Annotated in this window: 12 protein-coding genes; 8 read left to right on the top strand and 4 right to left on the bottom strand. The window is 70.6% G+C overall.

Annotation, left to right across the window (positions count from 1 at the left end; genetic code table 11):
- Window positions 1-94: 94 nt before the first annotated feature.
- A complete protein-coding gene (locus ACWPQI_RS18805; protein WP_474738430.1) occupies window positions 95-3,574 on the top strand; it encodes a protein kinase domain-containing protein in 3,480 nt (1,159 codons plus the stop codon).
- A gap of 70 nt (window positions 3,575-3,644) precedes the next feature.
- Here the strand turns inward: ACWPQI_RS18805 and ACWPQI_RS18800 are convergent, their stop codons facing one another.
- Together ACWPQI_RS18800 and ACWPQI_RS18795 are read right to left on the bottom strand one after the other, a co-directional pair.
- The gene (locus ACWPQI_RS18800) at window positions 3,645-4,742 is read right to left on the bottom strand and encodes a CaiB/BaiF CoA transferase family protein (RefSeq protein WP_010593175.1); all 1,098 of its coding nucleotides are present in this window, start codon (window positions 4,740-4,742) and stop codon (window positions 3,645-3,647) included.
- An 89-nt stretch (window positions 4,743-4,831) separates the two neighbouring features.
- Window positions 4,832-5,212, bottom strand: a complete 381-nt coding sequence (locus tag ACWPQI_RS18795; RefSeq protein ID WP_006945477.1) for a nuclear transport factor 2 family protein — start codon at window positions 5,210-5,212, stop codon at window positions 4,832-4,834.
- An 85-nt stretch (window positions 5,213-5,297) separates the two neighbouring features.
- On the opposite strand from ACWPQI_RS18795, the gene ACWPQI_RS18790 reads away from it, so the two are divergent.
- Window positions 5,298-5,678 carry a VOC family protein gene (locus tag ACWPQI_RS18790; protein WP_010593174.1) on the top strand — a complete coding sequence of 127 codons (381 nt, stop codon included), beginning with the start codon at window positions 5,298-5,300 and terminating at the stop codon, window positions 5,676-5,678.
- Between the two features lie 27 nt (window positions 5,679-5,705).
- Here ACWPQI_RS18790 and ACWPQI_RS18785 read toward each other — a convergent pair whose 3' ends face one another.
- Complete coding sequence (locus ACWPQI_RS18785; RefSeq protein WP_102031416.1) at window positions 5,706-8,345, bottom strand: vitamin B12-dependent ribonucleotide reductase; 2,640 nt, start codon at window positions 8,343-8,345, stop codon at window positions 5,706-5,708.
- A gap of 44 nt (window positions 8,346-8,389) precedes the next feature.
- Between ACWPQI_RS18785 and purT the strand changes: the two genes are divergently transcribed.
- Both purT and ACWPQI_RS18775 read left to right on the top strand, forming a co-directional pair.
- The gene (gene purT / locus ACWPQI_RS18780) at window positions 8,390-9,595 is read left to right on the top strand and encodes a formate-dependent phosphoribosylglycinamide formyltransferase (protein ID WP_048772145.1); all 1,206 of its coding nucleotides are present in this window, start codon (window positions 8,390-8,392) and stop codon (window positions 9,593-9,595) included.
- Window positions 9,592-10,074: a DUF456 domain-containing protein gene (locus ACWPQI_RS18775; protein WP_010593171.1), complete on the top strand. Its 483-nt coding sequence runs from the start codon at window positions 9,592-9,594 to the stop codon at window positions 10,072-10,074. The genes purT and ACWPQI_RS18775 overlap by 4 nt, the downstream gene beginning before the upstream one ends.
- A 91-nt stretch (window positions 10,075-10,165) precedes the next feature.
- Here the strand turns inward: ACWPQI_RS18775 and ACWPQI_RS18770 are convergent, their stop codons facing one another.
- The gene (locus ACWPQI_RS18770; RefSeq protein ID WP_010593170.1) at window positions 10,166-11,551 is read right to left on the bottom strand and encodes an FAD-dependent oxidoreductase; all 1,386 of its coding nucleotides are present in this window, start codon (window positions 11,549-11,551) and stop codon (window positions 10,166-10,168) included.
- Window positions 11,552-11,845: 294 nt separating this feature from the next.
- On the opposite strand from ACWPQI_RS18770, the gene ACWPQI_RS18765 reads away from it, so the two are divergent.
- The 4 genes from ACWPQI_RS18765 (at window position 11,846) to ACWPQI_RS18750 (ending at window position 15,156) form a co-directional block, all read left to right on the top strand.
- Window positions 11,846-12,274, top strand: a complete 429-nt coding sequence (locus tag ACWPQI_RS18765; protein ID WP_102031415.1) for an Rv0361 family membrane protein — start codon at window positions 11,846-11,848, stop codon at window positions 12,272-12,274.
- Window positions 12,275-12,336: 62 nt separating this feature from the next.
- Window positions 12,337-12,747, top strand: coding sequence for a rhodanese-like domain-containing protein (locus ACWPQI_RS18760; protein ID WP_010593168.1), 411 nt, complete (start codon window positions 12,337-12,339; stop codon window positions 12,745-12,747).
- Window positions 12,744-13,967: an O-succinylhomoserine sulfhydrylase gene (locus tag ACWPQI_RS18755; RefSeq protein WP_010593167.1), complete on the top strand. Its 1,224-nt coding sequence runs from the start codon at window positions 12,744-12,746 to the stop codon at window positions 13,965-13,967. The genes ACWPQI_RS18760 and ACWPQI_RS18755 overlap by 4 nt, the downstream gene beginning before the upstream one ends.
- A gap of 238 nt (window positions 13,968-14,205) precedes the next feature.
- Entirely contained in the window at window positions 14,206-15,156 is a 951-nt protein-coding gene (locus ACWPQI_RS18750) for a DUF808 domain-containing protein (RefSeq protein WP_474738429.1), read from the top strand.
- Window positions 15,157-15,174 lie beyond the last annotated feature (18 nt).

The raw sequence follows: 15,174 nt of genomic DNA, 5'->3' as shown, positions 1-15,174 counted from the left end.
CCCCGACCGGGAACGGGTCCGCGGCGTTATGCTCGAGGGGTACGAACGGGTGGCCGCCTGGGAGTCGCCATATCGGACGGATGCGAGAGTTACTGTGGCCGAACACGATCCGTACGCGACGCAACGCGACGTCGGGGTCGACCTCGCCGCCGAGCTGGCCGACGCCGGATTCGACGACGCGCGTGAGATCGGGCGCGGCGGTTTCGGGGTCGTCTACCGCTGCTACGAGACCGCACTCGACCGTCCGGTCGCGGTGAAGGTCCTCACCTCCCACATGGACCCCGACAATCTCGAACGCTTCCTGCGGGAGCAGCGCGCGATGGGCCGGCTGTCCGGGCACCCGAACATCGTCAACGTCATGCAGGTCGGCACCACCCGAACGGGACGCCCGTACCTCGTGATGCAGTACCACTCGCGCGATTCGCTCGACGCGCAACTGCGCAGTACCGGCCCCGTGCCGTGGCCGGAGGTGCTGCGCATCGGCATCAAGCTGGCCGGCGCCCTCGAAACGGGCCACCGCGCCGGCATCCTGCACCGCGACATCAAGCCGGGCAACATCCTGCTCACCGAGTTCGGCGAGCCGCAGCTCACGGATTTCGGCATCGCACGCGTGAGCGGCGGCTTCGAGACGGCGACGGGCGAGGTGACCGGGTCGCCGGCCTTCACCGCCCCCGAGGTGCTCAGCGGACGTGCGCCCACACCGGCCTCGGACGTCTACAGTCTCGGCGCCACGCTGTTCTGCGTGCTCACCGGACACGCGGCGTTCGAACGGCGCAGCGGCGAGCGGGTCGTGGCGCAGTTCGTCCGGGTGACCACCCAGCCCGTTCCGGACCTGCGGGAGCGGGGGATCCCGGATGCGCTCTCGTCGGCGATCGAACGCGCCATGTCGGTGGACCCGCAGACCCGGCCCGCGAGCGCCGCCGAGTTCGGGGAGATGCTGCGCGAGGTGCAGGCGGACGAGGGGCTGCCGGTCGACGAACTGCCCGTAGCCGGGGAACTCGAGCCGGGTTCGGAGTCCGGTCACCATCCGTCGCCGTCCGTGGCGGAGCGACGGGGCACCTACCGGTCCGGTGTGCGCGCGACCACCCCGCCGGCTCCGGCCACGCGGTTCCGGCCGCCGTCGACGCCGCGCCGGCTGGTGCCGCGCCGGCGCCTGCTGTCGATCCTCGACGCGGACCAGCGACGGAAACTGACCGCCATCCACTCGCCACCGGGATTCGGCAAGACCATGCTGGCCCTGCAGTGGCGCTACGTGCTCACCGGGAAGGACGTGCCCGTCGCCTGGCTCAACGTCGACCACGACGACAACAACGTGGTGTGGTTCCTGACGCATCTCGTCGAATCCATCCGGCAGGTCCGGCCGTCGCTCGCACGCGAACTCGGCCAGGTGCTCGACGAACACGGGGACGAGGCGGAACGCTACGTGCTCACCTCGCTCGTCGACGAAATCCACGAGGCCGGTGAACGACTCGTCGTCATCATCGACGACTGGCATCGGGTGACGGATCCCGCGACGGTCGCCGCGATGGCGTTCCTGCTGGACAACGCCTGCCACCATCTGCAACTCGTCGTCGTCGGGCGCACCCGCTCGGGCCTGCCCACCAGCCGGATGCGGGTGCGCGACGAACTCGTCGAGATCGACTACGAGCAACTGCGTTTCGACGTGGACGAGGCCCGCGTGTTCCTCGTCGACCTCGCCGGCCTCGACCTCGACGACGACGAGGTCGCCGACCTGACCGCCGCGACCGACGGGTGGGCGGCGGCCCTGCAGCTCGCGGCGATGTCGCTGCGCGGGCGCGACGACCCGGAGGAGCTGATCTCACATCTGTCCGGCCGGCACCGGGCGATCGGCGAGTTCCTCGCCGAGAACGTGCTCGCCTCCCTGCCCCCGGCCGACGTCGAGTTCCTGCTCGCCTCCTCGATCACCGAACGCATCTGCGGCAGCCTCGCCACCGCCCTCACCGGGCACGAACGTGGCCAGGCGCTCCTCGAGAGCATCGAGGAGCGGGATCTGTTCCTGCACCGGATCGACGAGGACGGCCGCTGGTTCCGGTATCAGCCGCTGTTCGCCGAATTCCTCCGGCAACGGCTCGAACGCGAACACCCCGAACGCATCCCGGCCCTGCACCGGACCGCGTCCGAATGGTTCGAGAGCCATGCCATGGTAGGTGAGGCCGTCGACCATGCCCTCGCCGCGGGGGACGAGGACCGCGCGACGGATCTCGTCGAGGAGAACGGGCGCCGGCTGCTCGAACACGGCCATGCGACCACCCTGCTCGGCCTCGTCGCCAAGCTGCCGCGCCGGGCCGCCTCGGGCCGGATCCACCTGCAACTGTCCATCGCGTGGGCCAACATCCTGCTGCACCGCTCGGCACCGGCGCTGCGCGCGCTGGAGGTGGTCGAGGCGGCGGTCGCGGACTCCGGCACGGACGCCGAGGAGGCGGCCGACATCGCCGTCGAGGTGGAGGTCGTGCGCGGCGTCGTCGACCTGCGGTGCGACCGCATGGAACGCGCCGACGATCTCGTCGAGCACTGCCTGGCCCGGGCCGACACGCTGCCGCCGCTGGTGATCGCGTCCGGGCTCAACGTCGCCACGTTCGCTGCGGTCTACCGCGCGGACTACGACGAGGTGGTTCGGCTGCAACAGCTGGCCCAGCCGTATCACGACCTCAACGAGGGGCCCTACAACCTCATGCACGGCCGCGCCCTGCTGGGCCTCGCGGCGATCGAACAGCTCGACGTCGCCGGCGCCGAGGAGCACTTCCGGGCGGGTCTGCGGGCGGCGCGCCGGGGCGCCGGCCGGCACTCGTCGGCGGCGATGCTGGCCGGGTCGATCCTCGGCGAGCTGCTCTACGAACGAGGCGAACTCGACGAGGCCGAACGGCTGCTCGACGACGGCTACGCCCTCGGGTCCGAGGGCGGGGTCGTGGACTTCAAGATCTCGCGGTACGTCGTCGGTGCGCGGCTCAAGGCCGTGCGCGGCGACCGCGACGCGGTGGTGTCGCGACTGGCGGACGGTGGCCGCGCGGCCGCCGTCATGGACCTGGAGCGGCTGGCGGCTGTCGTGGAGAACGAACGGGTCCGGCTCGGGCTCGGGCCGTTGCCGGGGGTGGCGCCGCCGCCACCGGTGTCCTACGGCACGCGTCCGCGACCGGACCACGGCACGGCGGCCTGGACAGCGCAGTTCGAGGAGACCACGGCCATCCGGTTGCTGCTGGCCGACCCCACACCGGAGAACACCGAACTGGCGTGCCGGTGGGCCGGCGAGTGGGTGCAGCTGCTGCGCGGCAGCCGCCGGGAGCGGAGGCTGTTGCGCGCGGAGCGACTCGAGGTGGCGTGCCTGGCCGCGGCCGGACGGCACGAGGAGGCGGTGACCCTGCTGGCCTCCGTCGCCGCGCGATGCGAACGAGCGGGCCTGCACCGGTTCCTGCCCGACGGCGGCCCGCTCGTACTCGACGTCGCGCGCCGCCTCGCGGACGAGCTCACCGCAGGCAGGGGCCGCGCCGGCCGCCCGGACGTGTCCCCGGCGTTCCTGCACGAGGCCGTGGACACGGGCGCCGTGCATCTCCTGTAGGCGCCTGCGGCGCCGGTGTGTCCTTTGGGCGGCCCTGGCCGCCCAAAGGACACACCGGCAGCTTCGCTGCCTAGCGCCAGACGGAGTCGATGTCGGTGGCCTCGCCGGCCGGGGGGGTGGGGGCGCCGGCCGGGGTGCGGGAGAAGCGGGGCGCCGGGGCGTGCTGGGTGACGCCGTCGAGCTCGATCAGCGAGCCGCGGGCCGCGATGTGCGGGTTGGCCGGGGCCTCGCCGAACGTGAGCACGGGGGAGACGCACGCGTCGGTGCCGTCGAAGATCGCGGCCCACTCGTCGCGAGTCTTGGACAGGAACTTCTCCGTGAACAGCTTCTTCATCTGCGGCCACGCCGACGTGTCGAGCTGCTGCGGCAGCTCGGCCGGGTCGAGCTCGAGACCCTGCAGCAGCAGCGCGTAGAACTGCGGCTCGATCGAGCCCACCGCCATGTACCTGCCGTCGGCGGTCTCGTACACGTCGTAGAACGGTGCGCCGGTGTCGAGAAGGTTCACGCCGCGCTCGTCCGACCACACGCCGCGGCCGCGGAACGCCCACATCATGTGCGAGAGCGCGAGCGCGCCGTCGACCATCGCGGCGTCGACGACCTGTCCCTTGCCGGAACTCTGGCGTTCGACGAGGGCGGAGAGGATGCCGAAGATCAGGAACATCGAGCCGCCGCCGAAGTCACCGACCATGTTCAGCGGCGGCACCGGCCGCTCACCCTTGCGTCCGACGGCGTGCAGCACACCGGTCAGCGAGATGTAGTTGATGTCGTGCCCGGCGGCGTGGGCGAGCGGCCCCTCCTGCCCCCATCCGGTCATCCGGCCGTACACCAGGCGCGGATTGCGGGCCAGCGCGACGTCCGGGCCGAGGCCCATGCGCTCGGTGACCCCTGGGCGGAAGCCCTCGATGAGCACGTCGGCGCGTTCGATCAGCCCGAGCACCTTCTCGACCTGCTCGGGATCCTTGAGGTCGGCCTCGACGACGCGGCGGCCGCGCTGGATCTGGTCGCGGTGCCCGGCGGGCGGAATCAGACCCGGACGCTGCACGCAGACGACGTCGGCGCCGAGGTCGGCGAGCAGTGTCGCGGCGTGCGGGCCGGGACCGAGACCCGCGAACTCGACGACGCGGATACCCGCGAGCGGACCCTTCTTCTCAACAGCTTCAGCGGACACTCGTCGAACCTCACTCGGGTGCGTTGGGACCATTCCCCGAGGAGGCTACCTTAGCGATCGTTAGGGTGTGCCGAGGGTCACGGCGTGCCCTATCCCTCGTACAGATCACCCTCGTTGAGGCGAGTGGCCTCGAACGCCTCCTCGAGCGTGTCGTGCCGGTACACCGAGACCACGTGGTCGCCCACCACGCGGAACGCGATCGCTTCACTACGCGGGTGCTCCGGATCGGCCGCCCACGTCGCGGTCTCCTCGACGACGACGATGCCCTCGTGCACGAACATCCGGCCCGGCCGGAACGTCACGCCCGCCGTCGTCGCCCACTCGCGCAACTCGTCGAGGCCCTGGTCCTCGTCGTCGTCGCCGGTGGGCAGCACGATGTCGTCGCTCGACAGCGCCAGCAGGGTCTCGATGTCGTTGGAGTTGACGGCGTCGTGCCAGGCCAGGACGGTCGCGATCTCGGAGGTGCTCATGTCGCAGATGCTAGTACTCCGGGCCCGCCACGCTCGGATTGTCGCGTCCTTGCCTGGCCGCGAGGCGAGGCGCACAGTGGAGCCCATGACGATCAGCGGTCAGCTCGTGAGCTTCCTGCCCAGTACCGACCTCGACATCTCGGAGATGTTCTACGTCGACACGCTCGGTTTCGAGAAGCTGTCCCGGGACCATTTCACGCTGATTCTCGACGGTGGCGGTGGCGCACCGGTCCGGGTGACGTTGGTGCAGTCCCGCTCCGACACCGGCTACACCGCGCTGGGGTGGCGGGTGCCGAACCTGGACGCGACCGTCGACGCCCTGCGGGCCAAGGGTGTCGAGTTCGTCCGCTACAACGGAATGGACCAGGACGACCACGACGCGTGGACCTCGCCCGAGGGCATGCGGGTCGCATGGTTCCGCGACCCGCACGGCAACGTCCTGTCGCTGATGGAGGTCGCCGGCTAGGCACACCCGGGCGGGGTCGCCGCCTCGTCAGCTGCACCCGCTGGTGTTTCCGCACGACGGACACGCGTGGCAGGAGCCGGAACGCTGCATCTGCACCCCGCACTGCATGCAGTACGGCGCGTCGCTGCCGCGGGCGCGTCCCTGGCGCGTGTCCACGACGACCTCGGCGGCGGGCTCGCTGCGTTCGGCGCCGGTGCGGATGCCGAGTTCGGCCCGCTCGTCCGCGTCGAGGTACTCCACCGCCAGGCGCCGGAAGATGTAGTCCAGGATCGACGTCGCGATCCGCAGGTCCGGATCGTCGGTGATGCCCGCCGGCTCGAATCGGGTGCTCGTGAACGCGTTGACGAACGTGCGCAACGGAACCCCGTACTGCAGGCCGTAACTCACCGCCATCGAGAACGCGTCCATGATCCCGGCCAGGGTCGAGCCCTGCTTTGCCACCCGCAGGAACATCTCGCCCGGACGGCCGTCGTCGTACTGGCCCACGGTGACGAAGCCCTTGCAGTCCGCGACGCGGAACTCGAAGGTGCGCGACCGGCGCAACCGGGGCAGCCGTTCCCGCCGCGGCCGGGGCACCGTCGTCGCGCGCGGCGCGGCCGTGGCCGACAGTGGTTGTCCCAGTTTGCAGTTGTCGCGATACACCGCGATCGCCTTGAGTCCGAGCCGCCACGCGTCGAGGAACAACTCCTCGATGTCGGCCACGGTCGCCGCCTCCGGCAGGTTCACGGTCTTCGAGATCGCGCCCGAGAGGAAGGGTTGCACCGCGGCCATCATCAGTACGTGTCCGCGCGGTTCGATCACGTTGTCGCCCATGGAGGTTGCGAACACCGGCAGATGCTCGGCCCGCAACTGCGGCGCGCCGACGACCGTGCGGTGCGTGTCGATGTGCGTGAGCAGCTCGGCCACCCGATCCGGGGGATAGCCGAGCCGGGACAGGGCCCGCGGCACCGTGCGATTGACGATGGACAGCGTCCCGCCGCCGACCAGCTTCTTCGTCTTCACCAGCGCCAGATCGGGTTCGATACCGGTGGTGTCGCAGTCCATGGCGAGGCCGATCGTGCCGGTCGGCGCGAGGACCGTCACCTGGCTGTTGCGGACCCCGTGTGCCTGGGCGAATGCGCACGCCGCGTCCCAGTCCTCCCGCGCCGCGGCGAGAACGTCGGCGGGCGCGAGTTGTTCGTCGATGTCGTCGACGGCGCCACGATGACGAGCCAGCACCGCGAGGGTGTGCTCCCGGTTCTCGGCGAATCCCTCGAACGGCCCGAGCCGACGAGCCATCCGCGCCGAGACCGCGTACGCGTGCCCGGTCATCAGGGCCGTCAGAGCCGCGGCGTAGGCCCGGCCGGCGTCACTGTCGTAGGGCAGCCCCAGCGCCATCAGCAGCGCCCCGAGATTGGCGTAGCCGAGGCCGAGCTGCCGGAACCGCCGCGACGTCTCCGCGATGCGTTCGGTGGGGTAGTCGGCGCGGCTCACGAGGATCTCCTGGCCGGTGAGCACCACCGCGACGGCGTGCCGGAACCCGGCGACGTCGAACGTGCCGTCGTCGCGCAGGAACGCCAGCAGGTTCAGGCTCGCCAGGTTGCACGCCGAGTCGTCCAGGTGCATGTACTCCGAACACGGATTCGATCCGTTGATCCGGCCCGTCGCGGCCGCGGTGTGCCAGCGGTTGACGGTGGTGTCGAACTGCAACCCCGGATCGGCACACTCCCAGGCGGCGGCGGCGATCCGGTGGAACAGGTCGCGGGCGGGCACCGTGCGCACCGTCGCACCGGTGGTGACCGCGCGCAGCGGCCACTCGGCGCCGTCCGCGACGGCCTGCATGAACTCGTCGCTCACCCGCACCGAGTTGTTGGCGTTCTGGTACTGCACCGAATGGATGTCGCGACCGTCGAGCCCCATGTCGAACCCGGCCTTCGCGAGCACCCGCGCCTTGCGTTCCTCGATCGCCTTGCAGTCGACGAACTCCTCGACGTCGGGATGGCCGACGTCGAGGATCACCATCTTCGCGGCCCGGCGCGTCTTGCCGCCGGACTTGATGGTGCCCGCCGAGGCGTCGGCGCCGCGCATGAAACTCACCGGGCCCGACGCGGTGCCCCCACCGGCCAGCGGCTCGGCCGACGACCGGATGCGCGACAGATTCGCCCCCGCGCCCGACCCGCCCTTGAAGATCACCGCCTCCTGCCGGTACCACTCGAGGATCGAATCGATGCTGTCCTCGACCGACAGGATGAAGCACGCGCTGGCCTGCTGCGGAGTGTCGGGCACCCCGATGTTGAACCACACGGGGCTGTTGAACGACGCCCGCTGCGTCAGGACCAGGTAGGTCAGCTCGGCGGCGAACGCCTCCGGGTCGTCGAGGTGGCCGTCGGCCGCGCCCCACGCGGTGATCGTGTCCACGATGCGCGCGACGACGTCGCGCAGCGACCGTTCCCGGGCGGCGGTGCCCGGAGCGCCGCGGAAGTACTTCTGCGCGACGATGTCGGTCGCGTTCTGCGACCAGGCGGCGGGGAACTCGACGTCGCGCTGTTCGAACACCACCGCGCCGGTGCCGTGGTGGACGATGCGGGCGTCGCGCCGCTGCCAGTCCATCTCGTCGGCGGGATCGATCCCGGCCGTGGTGAAGAACCGTCCGGTGTCCGACTCGAGATTCGGTTCGGCGACGTCCATCGCGACCTCCGGGTGCGACCTGAGGGGCACATATAGTCCCCCCCATGGTCTCACCACGAATCGGTACCCCGCTGACTCCCGGCGCCCTGCGCGTCATGCTCCTCGGTGCGGGTGAGCTGGGCAAGGAGGTGGTCATCGCGCTGCAGCGGCTCGGTGTCGAGGTCATCGCGGTGGACCGGTACCCGAACGCGCCCGGGCATCAGGTGGCGCACCGCGCGCACACCGTCGACATGAACGACCCGCAAGCCCTGCTCGCACTCGTCGAAGCCGAGCAACCCCACCTGGTCGTGCCCGAGATCGAGGCGATCGCCACCGACGCGCTCGCCGTCGTCGAGGAACGCGGTCTCGCCGAGGTCATCCCGACCGCGCGGGCCACCCGGCTGACGATGAACCGGGAGGGCATCCGGCGCCTCGCCGCGGAGGAACTCGGGTTGCCCACCTCCCCGTACCGCTTCGCCGAATCCCTCGACGAGGTCCGCGCCGCCGCGGCCGAGGTCGGGTTCCCGTGCGTGATCAAGCCCGTGATGTCCTCGTCCGGCAAGGGCCAGTCCACGGTCCGCACACCCGACGAGATCCCCGCCGCCTGGGATTACGCGCTCGCCGGCGGGCGCGTCGACCTCGGCCAGGTCATCGTCGAGGGATTCGTCGACTTCGAGTACGAGATCACCCAGCTCACCGTCCGCGCCGTCGGACCGTCGGGGCAGGTCGAGACGTACTTCTGCGAACCGATCGGGCACCTGCAGCGCGCCGGCGACTACGTCGAGTCCTGGCAGCCCCAGCCGATGAGCGAGCGGGCCCTGGCCCGGTCCCGGGAGATCGCGGCGACGGTGACCGGCGCGCTCGGCGGCCGCGGCGTCTTCGGGGTGGAACTGTTCGTCGCGGGCGACGACGTGTACTTCTCCGAGGTGAGCCCCCGCCCGCACGACACCGGCCTGGTGACGCTGCGCTCGCAGCGGTACTCCGAGTTCGAGCTGCACGCCCGCGCGATCCTGGGCCTGCCCGTCGACACCGCACTCCTCGCGCCCGGGGCGTCCGCGGTGATCTACGGCGGCCTCGAGGCCGCCGGCGTCGTCTTCGAGGGCGTCGCCGACGCGCTGTCGGTGCCCGACACCGACCTGCGGCTGTTCGGCAAGCCCGAGTCGTTCGTCCGGCGTCGCATGGGGGTGGCGGTGTCCACCGGTCCCGACGTCGAGACCGCGCGGGCCCGCGCGGTCGAGGCGGCCGCTCGCGTGCGGGCGGTCGCACCGTGACCGCCGGGGCGGAGGTGCTCGTCGGTCTGGCCGTCCTCGTCGGCCTCGTCGGCATCGTCGTGCCGATCCTGCCGGGCACCCTGTTGATCTTCGGGGCGATCGCGGTGTGGGCGTGGCTCACCGGCGGCACCGTCGCGTGGACGGTGTTCGCCGTCGCGACGACGGCCTTGCTGGTGACCGGCATCGTGAAGTACACCTGGCCGGGCGGCCGGATGCGACGGGCCGGGGTGCCGACGCGGTCGATCGTCGCCGGCGGCCTGCTCGGCATCGTCGGGTTCTTCGTCGTTCCCGTGATCGGGCTGCTGCTCGGGTTCCTGCTCGGCACCTACCTGTCCGAGGTGCAGCGGCACCGCACCCACCGTGACGCCTGGGTGTCGACCGTGCACGCGACCAAGGCGGTGGCGCTGTCGATCCTCGTCGAACTGCTCGGTGGCCTCGTCGCCGCCGGCGTGTGGCTCGGCGCGGTGCTGTTCACCTGACCGGACGTGCCCCGGTACGACTGTGGCCGAATGTCACATCCGGTCGATCGAATCGACGCGATGTGACATTCGGCCACCAGGGGTCGGGGTGTCAGGCCTTGTGCGGCTCGGACGCGCGGAACATGTCCTCACGCTCGACGACCTTGACGCGCTCGCGGCCCTCGGCCTCGCCGAGGCTGCGCTCGTGCGCGTCGAGCCGGTACCAGCCCTGCCAGGTGGTGTAGGGCAGCTGCTTGTCCTCGAGGAAGGCGACGATCGCGTCCTCGGACGGATCCTCGGGGGTGTTCAGCAGGCCGTGGGCCCGGTCGGCGAGCAGGTTCGCGACGGTCTCGTTCGCGTCGCCCTTGGTGTGGCCGATCAGTCCGACGGGACCGCGCTTGATCCAGCCGGTGACGTACGTGGCGGGCAGGAAACGCGCGGGACCCTCGGCGGACTCGTCGGCGACGACGCGTCCGGCCTCGTTGGGCACGGTGCCGGCCTGCTCGTCGAACGGCAGCTTGGCGATGTTCTGCGACAGGTAGCCGACCGCCCGGTACACGGCCTGGACGTCCCAGTCGCGGAAGCGGCCGGTGCCGCGGACGTTGCCGGTGCCGTCGAGCTCGGTGCGCTCGGTGCGCAGGCCCACGACCTTGCCGTCCTCGCCGAGGATCTCGGCCGGGGACTCGAAGAAGTGCAGGAACAGCTTGTGCGGGCGGTCTCCCACGTCGCGGATGGCCCAGTCCTGCAGGGTGTTGGCGACCATGTCGACCTGCTTGGAATTGCGGCGCGCGGCCTCCGAGCCCTCGTCGTAGTCGATGTCCTCGGGATCGACGATGACCTCGATGGTGGGCGAGTGATCGAGTTCACGCAGCTCGAGCGGCGTGAACTTGGCCTGAGCGGGACCGCGGCGGCCGAACACGTGCACCTCGACGGCCTTGTTGTTCTTCAGGCCCTCGTAGACGTTGGCGGGGATCTCCGTCGGCAGCAGCTCGTCGCCGGTCTTGGCGAGGACGCGCGCGATGTCGAGGGCGACGTTGCCGACGCCGAGCACGGCGACCTTCTCGGCCTCGAGCGGCCAGCTGCGCGGCACGTCGGGGTGGCCGTCGTACCAGGAGACGAAGTCGGCGGCGCCGTAGCTGCCGTCGAGGTCGATGCCCGGGATGTTCAGGGCCCGGTCGGCGTTGGCGCCGGTGGAGAAGATCACCGCGTCGTAGAAGCGGCGCAGGTCGTCGAGGGTGATGTCGGTGCCGTAGTCGAGGTTGCCGAGCAGCCGGACCTGGGGCTTGTCGAGCACCTTGTGCAGGGCGGTGATGATGCCCTTGATGCGGGGATGGTCCGGCGCCACGCCGTAGCGGATGAGACCGAACGGCGCGGGCATCCGCTCGAACAGGTCGATGCTGACCTCGGTGTCGGACTTCATGAGCGCATCGGCGGCGTAGATACCGGCGGGGCCGGCACCGACGATCGCGACGCGAAGGGGACGAGTCTGATCGGTCATCAGGGGTCAACTACCTCTTCGGTGTGCGGACGGACGTGATTCAGCTTAAATGAGGAAGGGAGTCGGCAGGGGTGGCTGCCAGGGGGCACGCGGGAGCGGCAAGAACTGCGCGACGAACCGGGCGTGACGAGAATTCGCTTCAGCGACAACACATGTGGGCGCTCACTCGACACAGGTCGACGGCGAGACGTCGAACGAGGTGCGTAGAGGCCATGGCCAATTCCTACCTCGAGAGGGTTTATCGGGGCAAATGCGCCCGCGTGGGGCCGTGCCGGTGCCGCCTAGGATCACCCCATGGCAGCCGAACGCGCACCCGAGCCCGACCCGGACGAAACGGACCGCAGCAGCGCGACGCCGTTCCTCGCGGCACTCGCGATCATCGTGGTGCTCGTCGTCGGGGTGTTCGTCGCCCAGCTGGTGTCGCCGTCGGACCGCAGCGCCACCGGCACCGAACTCGTCGTGCGGACGGTCGACGACTACGTCCGCGCCCACAACGCCGGCGACCGCGCCGCGCAGGACCGGCTGCGCTGCGACCGGCTCGCGGCCGACCGGGCCCCCTGGGCCGGCGTCGACGGCGAGGTGCAGCTCGAGGCCGTCGAGAACGTCGAGACGGACGACGACCGGGCCACCGCCGACGTGCGTGCCCGGTCCGCCGGCGGCGAGCAGACCAGCACGTGGCAGTTCGTCCGGATCGACGACGTCTGGCGGATCTGCACGTTCTGACCGGCGGCCGGCACCACCCGCCCGCCTGGTCGGCTCGCCGTGAGCTGTGAAAAGCTGGTGCGGTGAGCTACGCAGGTGATATGACGCCGCAGCAAGCCTGGGAGCTGCTGCGCGAGAACCCGGACGCCGTGCTCGTCGATGTGCGTACCGACGCCGAATGGAAATACGTGGGGGTTCCCGAGACGTCCTCCATCGGGCGTCGCGCCCTCTTCGTCGAGTGGGTGCGCTACCCGAACGGCGCCCGCAACGAGCACTTCGTCGACCAGCTGAAGGACGCCGGCGTGACCGGCGGGCCGATCGTGTTCCTGTGTCGCTCGGGACAGCGTTCCATCGCCGCCGCGGAGGCGGCCACCGCCGCGGGCCTGGCCCCGTCGTACAACATCCTCGAAGGATTCGAAGGCGGCCTCGATGCCGAGAGGCATCGCGGCGCCGAGGGCTGGCGGGCCGCGGGCCTGCCGTGGAGGCAGTCGTGAGCACAATTCCCAGGGGCGGCGCGTTCGAGCGGCCGCTGCCGGCATCGGTGCGTCCCGCCACGCTCGGCGTGCGCGGCGGCACCATGCGGTCCGGATTCGAGGAGACCTCCGAGGCGATCTACCTCAATTCCGGCTTCGTCTACGAATCGGCCGAGGCCGCGGAGCAGGCGTTCACCGGCGAGGTGGACCACTTCGTCTACTCCCGGTACGGCAACCCGACGGTGAAGATGTTCGAGGAGCGGTTGCGGCTGCTCGAAGGCGCCGAGGGCTGCTACGCCACCGCCTCGGGCATGTCGGCGGTCTTCACCGCGCTCGCGGCGCTGCTCGGCAAGGGCGACCGGCTGGTCGCGGCCCGCAGCCTGTTCGGCTCCTGCTTCGTGGTGTGCAACGAGATCCTGCCGCGCTGGGGCGTCGAGACCGTGTTCGTCGACGGTGAAGACCTCGACCAGTGGGAGCAGGCCCTGTCCGTGCCCACGACGGCGGTCTTCTTCGAGACTCCGTCCAACCCGATGCAGACCCTCGTCGACGTGCGCCGGGTCTCCGAAATGGCCCACGCCGCCGGCGCCAAGGTGGTGCTCGACAACGTCTTCGCCACGCCCCTGCTGCAGCGCAGCCTCGATCTCGGCGCCGACATCGTCGTGTATTCGGGCACCAAGCACATCGACGGTCAGGGTCGCGTACTCGGCGGGGCGATCCTCGGCCCGCAGGACTACATCGACGGCCCGGTCCAGCACCTCATCCGCCACACCGGCCCGGCGCTGAGCCCGTTCAACGCCCACACCCTGCTCAAGGGCCTCGAGACGATGGCGGTGCGGATCCGGCACTCGGTGGAGTCGGCCGAGCGGATCGCCCGGTTCCTCCAGGACCACGCCGCGATCCGGTGGGTCAAGTACCCGTTCCTCGAGTCGCACCCCCAGTACGACCTGGCCCGGTCCCAGATGAGCGGCGGCGGAACGGTCGTCACCTTCGAACTGGACGCCCCGGAAGGCGCCGGCAAGAAGCGCGCGTTCGAGCTGCTCGACGGGCTGCGCATCGTCGACATCTCCAACAACCTCGGCGACGCCAAGTCGCTGATCACCCATCCGGCGACGACGACGCACCGGGCGATGGGGCCGGACGGCCGGGCGGCGATCGGCCTGTCCGACGGCGTGGTGCGGCTGTCGGTGGGGCTCGAGGATCCGGAGGATCTGCTCGAGGACTTCGAGCAGGCGCTGCGGTAGCCGGCGGCGAGGTCGAGGGCCGCAGCCGCATCGAGGCCCCGTCGACGTGGCGGGGCCCCGATCCACCGCCCGGAACTGCCGGGGCGACGACACCGGCCGGACCGGGCAGCGCCGGAGACCCGACCCCGCGGTCGCGCGCGCTTCGGTAAGTTCGTGCGCGCTTCGGTAAGTTACAGAGTCGACCCGCAACTGCGTGTCGTTCGATCGGCTCTGCACAGCCGAACTGTGGGAGGTTCCCGTGGCTGGTGGTCTCGTCGCCCTGCTGGACGACGTCGCGGCACTGACGAAAGCGGCAGCGGCGTCCATCGACGACATCGGCGCCGCGGCCGGCAAGGCCGGGGTCAAGGCGGCAGGTGTCGTCGTCGACGACACCGCAGTCACCCCGCGCTACGTGCACGGGTTCACCCCGGACCGGGAACTGCCGATCATCCGCAAGATCGCGATCGGGTCGATCCGCAACAAGCTCCTGATCATCCTGCCGGTGGCGATGCTGCTGAGCCAGTTCCTACCGCAGGCGCTGCCCTACCTGTTGATCGCCGGTGGCCTGTTCCTGTGCTTCGAGGGAGCCGAGAAGGTCTACGAAGCGCTCACCGGCGGTTACCACGACGACGACACGACGGCGGCGCAGAGCGGCCCCGAGTTCGAGAAGGCGATGGTCGGTGGCGCGATCCGCACCGACCTCATCCTCTCGGCCGAGATCATGGTGATCTCCCTGTCGTCGGTCGAGGACGAACCGTTCCTCACCCGGCTGGCGGTGCTCGTCGTCGTCGCGATCCTCATCACCGCGCTGGTGTACGGCGCGGTCGCGCTGATCGTGAAGATGGACGACGTGGGCCTGTCGCTCGCCGGCCGCCGGTCGTCGTTCAGCCGACGGGTCGGCCGGGGGCTCGTGGCCGCGATGCCGAAGGTGATGACGGTGCTGACCGTGGTCGGGATCGCCGCGATGCTGTGGGTCGGTGGCCACATCCTGCTCGTCAACGTCGGCGAGGCCGGATTCCACTGGCCGGCCGATCGCCTGCACGATCTCGAACACTGGTTCGGCGATCTCGTCCAGGGCGGCTTCGGCGGTGTGCTGTCCTGGACCGCGGGGACCGTGGTGTCCGCGCTCGTCGGGCTCGTCGTGGGCGCGATCATCGTGCTGATCGCGCACCTGATTCCGAAACGGAAGAAGCGCGAGGCGGCGCACTGACGGACCCCGGGCTGCCGT

This window comes from Rhodococcus sp. LMD (genome assembly GCF_056108245.1).
Note: the sequence above shows the minus strand (reverse complement) of the source record. Positions and strands in the feature narration are given on the sequence as shown.

Coding starts and splice junctions, on each gene's coding strand:
- ACWPQI_RS18795 (WP_006945477.1), bottom strand. CDS start 5,212: ATGAGCACCTCCGAGATCGCGACCGTCCTGGCCTGGCACGACGCCGTC.
- ACWPQI_RS18790 (WP_010593174.1), top strand. CDS start 5,298: ATGACGATCAGCGGTCAGCTCGTGAGCTTCCTGCCCAGTACCGACCTC.
- ACWPQI_RS18785 (WP_102031416.1), bottom strand. CDS start 8,345: ATGGACGTCGCCGAACCGAATCTCGAGTCGGACACCGGACGGTTCTTC.
- purT (WP_048772145.1), top strand. CDS start 8,390: ATGGTCTCACCACGAATCGGTACCCCGCTGACTCCCGGCGCCCTGCGC.
- ACWPQI_RS18770 (WP_010593170.1), bottom strand. CDS start 11,551: ATGACCGATCAGACTCGTCCCCTTCGCGTCGCGATCGTCGGTGCCGGC.
- ACWPQI_RS18765 (WP_102031415.1), top strand. CDS start 11,846: ATGGCAGCCGAACGCGCACCCGAGCCCGACCCGGACGAAACGGACCGC.